General features: G+C 63.4%; 5 protein-coding genes and 1 other RNA gene. 1 reads left to right on the top strand and 5 read right to left on the bottom strand.

Going from position 1 to position 4620, the window contains the following annotated elements:
* The coding region (locus tag AC1DUU_RS23770; protein WP_476785843.1) for a cell wall hydrolase at positions 1 to 609 on the bottom strand (609 nt) is incomplete at its 3' end.
* Between the two features lie 216 nt (positions 610 to 825).
* On the opposite strand from AC1DUU_RS23770, the gene AC1DUU_RS23765 reads away from it, so the two are divergent.
* Positions 826 to 1869: a zinc-dependent alcohol dehydrogenase family protein gene (locus AC1DUU_RS23765; protein WP_476785842.1), complete on the top strand. Its 1044-nt coding sequence runs from the start codon at positions 826 to 828 to the stop codon at positions 1867 to 1869.
* Positions 1870 to 1946: 77 nt separating this feature from the next.
* Here AC1DUU_RS23765 and AC1DUU_RS23760 read toward each other — a convergent pair whose 3' ends face one another.
* From AC1DUU_RS23760 to AC1DUU_RS23745, 4 genes are all read right to left on the bottom strand, one after another.
* The gene (locus AC1DUU_RS23760; RefSeq protein ID WP_476785841.1) at positions 1947 to 2270 is read right to left on the bottom strand and encodes a YbaB/EbfC family nucleoid-associated protein; all 324 of its coding nucleotides are present in this window, start codon (positions 2268 to 2270) and stop codon (positions 1947 to 1949) included.
* 18 nt (positions 2271 to 2288) lie between these two features.
* Positions 2289 to 4112: a DNA polymerase III subunit gamma/tau gene (locus AC1DUU_RS23755; protein WP_476785840.1), complete on the bottom strand. Its 1824-nt coding sequence runs from the start codon at positions 4110 to 4112 to the stop codon at positions 2289 to 2291.
* Positions 4113 to 4229: 117 nt separating this feature from the next.
* An RNA gene (gene ffs, locus AC1DUU_RS23750) (signal recognition particle sRNA small type) lies at positions 4230 to 4326 on the bottom strand.
* Positions 4327 to 4392: 66 nt separating this feature from the next.
* On the bottom strand, positions 4393 to 4620 hold a 228-nt coding region (locus tag AC1DUU_RS23745; protein ID WP_476785839.1), incomplete at its 5' end, for an anthrone oxygenase family protein.

Genomic DNA, 4620 nt, shown 5'->3' with positions numbered 1-4620 from the left:
CGCCAGCGCCGCATCGGAACCAGCGGAAGCGACAGTTGCAGGCGCCGAATCGTCGACGCCAGGCAATATCGGCTGGTCGGCGGACGCCACCATCGTTTCCGGCTCCGCAACTGCTGGCAGGCGGTGCCGGCCGCGCTTTTCATAGAAGGCATTGCCGCCGGCAACGGTGGTGTAATGCATGTTCTTGTAGGGGAATTTCAGCCCTGCCGTGTGGAAGAACATGACCTCTTCCTTCACCTTCGGATGGCGCTCGCCCTTGAGCACCGCTTCGGCTGCCGCCTGCACATCGGGCAGCGCTGCCGAATCCATGCGCCTGGACAAAACGCCGGGCGCGAACTGGCCCTTCTGGCCGACCACGCCGCAAACCGTGTTGGCATATTCACCCGATTTGAGCCGATTCATGACAACACTGCCGACAGCCACAAGGCCGTCGCGACTGGAGCGGTTCGATTCGAAGAACATCGCGCGGGCCAAGCATTCCTTGTCCTTCGCCGTGTAGGCGTAGGATCCCGAGCGGACAGAACTGGTGGTGACCCCGTCGGCCATTTTGCTGGTGGTGCAACCGGACACGACGAACGGGGATGCGACGACGCCGATCAAAATCGGCATCTTCCATCTTTTGGCGACCAAAATCGCCCCCTCTCTCTATGCCCGCCACGTCCCCGTAATAGGGGCCAGCATGGACCAGTTTCGGGCAAAATGATGGCCACAGGTCGAAAAGCGGCTCCTTGCCGGGCTCGCCTGCGCAACGTGCGGCCGCTATGCTCGAACCACAGCCAATGGAACCGACCGGGCGAGCCGCCTGAAGAGCGGAGGGAAAAAACCGTGAAAGCCGTCTTGTTCGAGCAGTTCGGCCAGCCGCTGAGAGTGCAAAATGTTGCCGATCCGACGCCCTCGCCGACAGGCGTGGTGATCAAGGTCGAGGCCACGGGGCTGTGCCGCAGCGACTGGCACGGCTGGATGGGACACGACGCGGATATCGTGCTTCCACATGTGCCAGGCCATGAACTTGCCGGCACGATCGCGGCACTCGGCAATCAGGTCACGCAGTGGAAGATCGGCGATCGCGTCACCATACCCTTCGTCGGCGGTTGCGGGCACTGTTTCGAGTGCAATTCGGGCAACCACCAGGTCTGCGAACACCAGTTCCAGCCGGGCTTCACCGCCTGGGGCTCGTTCGCAGAGTATGTCGCTGTCGATTTCGCTGACACCAATCTGGTGCGCCTGCCTGAAACGCTCGATTTCGCGACGGCAGCGAGCCTCGGCTGCCGCTTCGTCACCTCGTTCCGCGCAGTGGTCGACCAGGGTCGCGTCAAGCCGGGCGAATGGGTCGCCGTGCACGGCTGCGGCGGCGTCGGCCTGTCGGCGATCATGATCGCCTCCGCCGCAGGCGCCAATGTCATTGGCATCGACCTTGCCGACGACAAGCTGGAGTTCGCCAGGCAGGTCGGGGCGTTGGCGACGATCAATGCGTCAAGCACGAGCGACGTTGTTGGCGCGGTCAGGGAGATCACCAAGGGCGGCGCGCATTTGTCGCTCGACGCGCTTGGCCACCCCACCACCTGCTTCAACTCGATCGCCAATCTTCGCCGGCGCGGCCGCCATGTCCAGGTCGGCCTCATGCTCGGCGATCACCACCACCCGAAAATCCCGATGGACAAGGTGATCGCCCACGAGCTCGAAATCCTCGGCAGTCACGGCATGCAGGCGTTCCGCTACCAGGCGATGATGGAGATGATCGAGGCGGGCAAGCTCAGGCCGCAAAAGCTTGTCGGCAAGCATCTCAGCCTTGAGGAAGCGCCCGCCGCGCTGATGGCGATGGACAGGTTCGAAGGACTGGGGATCAGCGTGGTGACGAAGTTTGAGTGAGTAGCGAGTAGTGTAAGCGCCTGAATATCAAGCGCCGCGACACTATTCCCTACTCACCATTCCCTATTCGCTCTGCCTCAGAACGGCAGCTTCATGCCGGGCGGGATCGGCAGGCCGGCGGTCAGTGCCTTGGTCTTTTCCTGCATCGTCGCCTCGACCTTGGCCTTGGCGTCGTTGTGGGCGGCAACGATCAGGTCCTCGAGGATCTCGCCTTCACCTTCCTTGAGCAGCGATGGGTCGATCTTCAGCGACTTCATTTCCGACTTGCCCGAAAGCGTGACGACAACCATGCCGCCGCCGGACTGGCCGGTGGCTTCGATCAGGGCGACCTCTTCCTGCATGGCCTGCATTTTGGCCTGCATTTCCTTCGCCTTGCTCATCAGGCCCAGCAAATCTTTCATCGTCTTGTTCCTTTCGTCTCAGAACGGATCGTCATCGTCATTGTCCACGCCCGGGTCGGGCGGCAACTCGATRTCTGTGTCGATATCGGGTGCATCAGGCGCAGTGGGAAGACGCACGTCGATGATTTTCGCACCGGGAAAGCGCGACAATATCGCCGCCACCGTGGGGTCGGCGCGCGCGTCGGTCAGGGCGACCTCGCGCTTGTTCGCCTCGATCTCGGCGAGCGTTGGCCCGCCCTCCTCGCGCGATAGCGACACCATCCAGTGCCGACCGGTCCAGGCCTTCAGCCTGATCGTCAGGTCGTTGAGAAATGTCCGCGGCGCGTCCGCTGTGAGGCTGACCTCGATATGGCCGGGCTCGATACGGACTGGACGCATGACGCGCCTGATCAGCACCTTGAAGGCCATTTCACGATTGGCTTCAGCAAGGCCAGCCAGATCGGCAATCGACCGCACCGGCACGGCATCGACAACCGGTTCGGGCGCGGGCGTTGGCGCGACAAAGGCCGTGGGCGCTGGCGCGCTTTCAACCAGGCGCATCGCCTGGCCGCCGCCATTGCTGACCGGCATGCGAGCCTGCGACACGGCCGAAGCGCCGGGTCCGCCATTGCTTGTGCCGGGAGCCGCACCACCGCTGCGGGGGCCAGGTGCTGGCTGCAACGACGCATCGCCCAGCGATTTCAGTGCCTCGTCGAGCGTCGGCAGGTCGGCGGCATGGGCAAGCCGGATCAGCACCATTTCGGCGGCGCTGACCGGGCGGTTGGACGACTGCACTTCGGGAATGCCCTTGAGCAGCATCTGCCAGGCGCGCGACAGCACCCGAATCGACAAGGTCTGGGCAAATTCCACGCCGCGCTTGCGCTCGTCTTCCGACAGCGAGGCGTCGTCGGCCGCCGACGGCACGAAGCGCAGGCGGGTCACCAGATGGGTGAACTCGGCAAGGTCGTTGAGCACCGCTACAGGATCGGCGCCGGTGTCATACTGTTCACGCAGTTCGCCAAGGGCGGCGGCGATGTCGCCCTTCATGATGTTTTCGAACAGGTCGACGACACGCGCCCGGTCGGCAAGGCCGAGCATGGCGCGCACCGCTTCGGTGGTCACCTTGCCGCCGCCATGGGCGATGGCCTGGTCGAGAATCGACAGCGAATCGCGCGCTGACCCTTCGGCTGCACGCGCGACCATGGCCAGTGCGTCGTCTTCGACCGATATGCCTTCCTGCGCCGAAATGTTGCGGAGGTGGCCGACAAGCTTGCCGGCATCGATGCGGCGCAGGTCGAAGCGCTGGCAGCGCGACAGGACCGTGATCGGCACTTTGCGAATTTCGGTGGTGGCGAAGATGAACTTCACATGCGGAGGCGGCTCTTCAAGCGTCTTCAGCAGGCCGTTGAAGGCCTGCGTCGAGAGCATGTGCACCTCGTCGATGATGTAGACCTTGTAGCGCGCCGAAACGGGCGCATAACGCACGCGGTCGATGATGTCCCTGATGTCGTCGATGCCGGTGTGGGACGCCGCGTCCATCTCAATAACGTCGACATGGCGGCCTTCCATGATCGCCTGGCAATGCTCGCCAAGCACTGTGAGGTCGACCGACGGGCGGTCGATGTCAGCTGTCTTGTAGTTGAGGGCGCGGGCGAGAATGCGGGCAGTGGTAGTCTTGCCGACACCGCGAACGCCGGTCAGCATCCAGGCTTGGGCGATGCGGCCGGAGGAAAACGCGTTGGTCAGCGTCTGGACCATCGGCTCCTGGCCGACGAGTGCTGAGAAATCCGCAGGGCGGTATTTACGCGCGAGAACGCGGTAAGCGCCGTCCTTGCTCTTTTCGGTCTGTCCGGCTTCGCTCATTCGCCCCGTCGCCCGTTCGTATTGGCGCCCCTGCCTCGACCGCACAGGGCCGATTCCGCGAAACGAGTTTCGCCCGCACGGCGCAACGCCGTCAATGACGCGGAGAAGGGCGAAGAGGCGGGAGGCTGGAACAATGACCCGTTCCGGGCTCGTTAGGGCTGCTTCCTTCCGGACCTGACCCGGTTGGCGAGTGGATCGTCCACCACCAACCTCCCAACCTCCATATCGGCAATTGCCGGACCAATTGCAAGAGCCAAGGATGAGCTGCCCCCAACCGCGATCAGATGCCCTGGGAATTGAGCGCCCAGAGATAGGCAAGCGTGGCGGCGCATCCCAGCCCGGTGCGCACCGCGTGCAGCGTCCCCCAGCGCATGATCAATGTCCGGGATACCGTGCCGCCTTCATCGTTGGGAATCGCTTCGATCTTTTTGTTGGTCGGCATGATGGCGAGTATCGTGTAGGGCCAGTTAGCGAGCATGAGCAGCGCGCCGACAACCCATCGCCAATC

This window comes from Aminobacter sp. P4_H6_2, from assembly GCF_056400805.1.
The sequence above is the reverse complement of the archived record's forward strand: the minus strand, read 5'-3'. Positions and strand labels throughout refer to the sequence as shown.

Bases quoted from the DNA above. Each gene is read 5' to 3' on its own strand.
- AC1DUU_RS23760 (WP_476785841.1), bottom strand. From the start codon at position 2,270: ATGAAAGATTTGCTGGGCCTGATGAGCAAGGCGAAGGAAATGCAGGCC.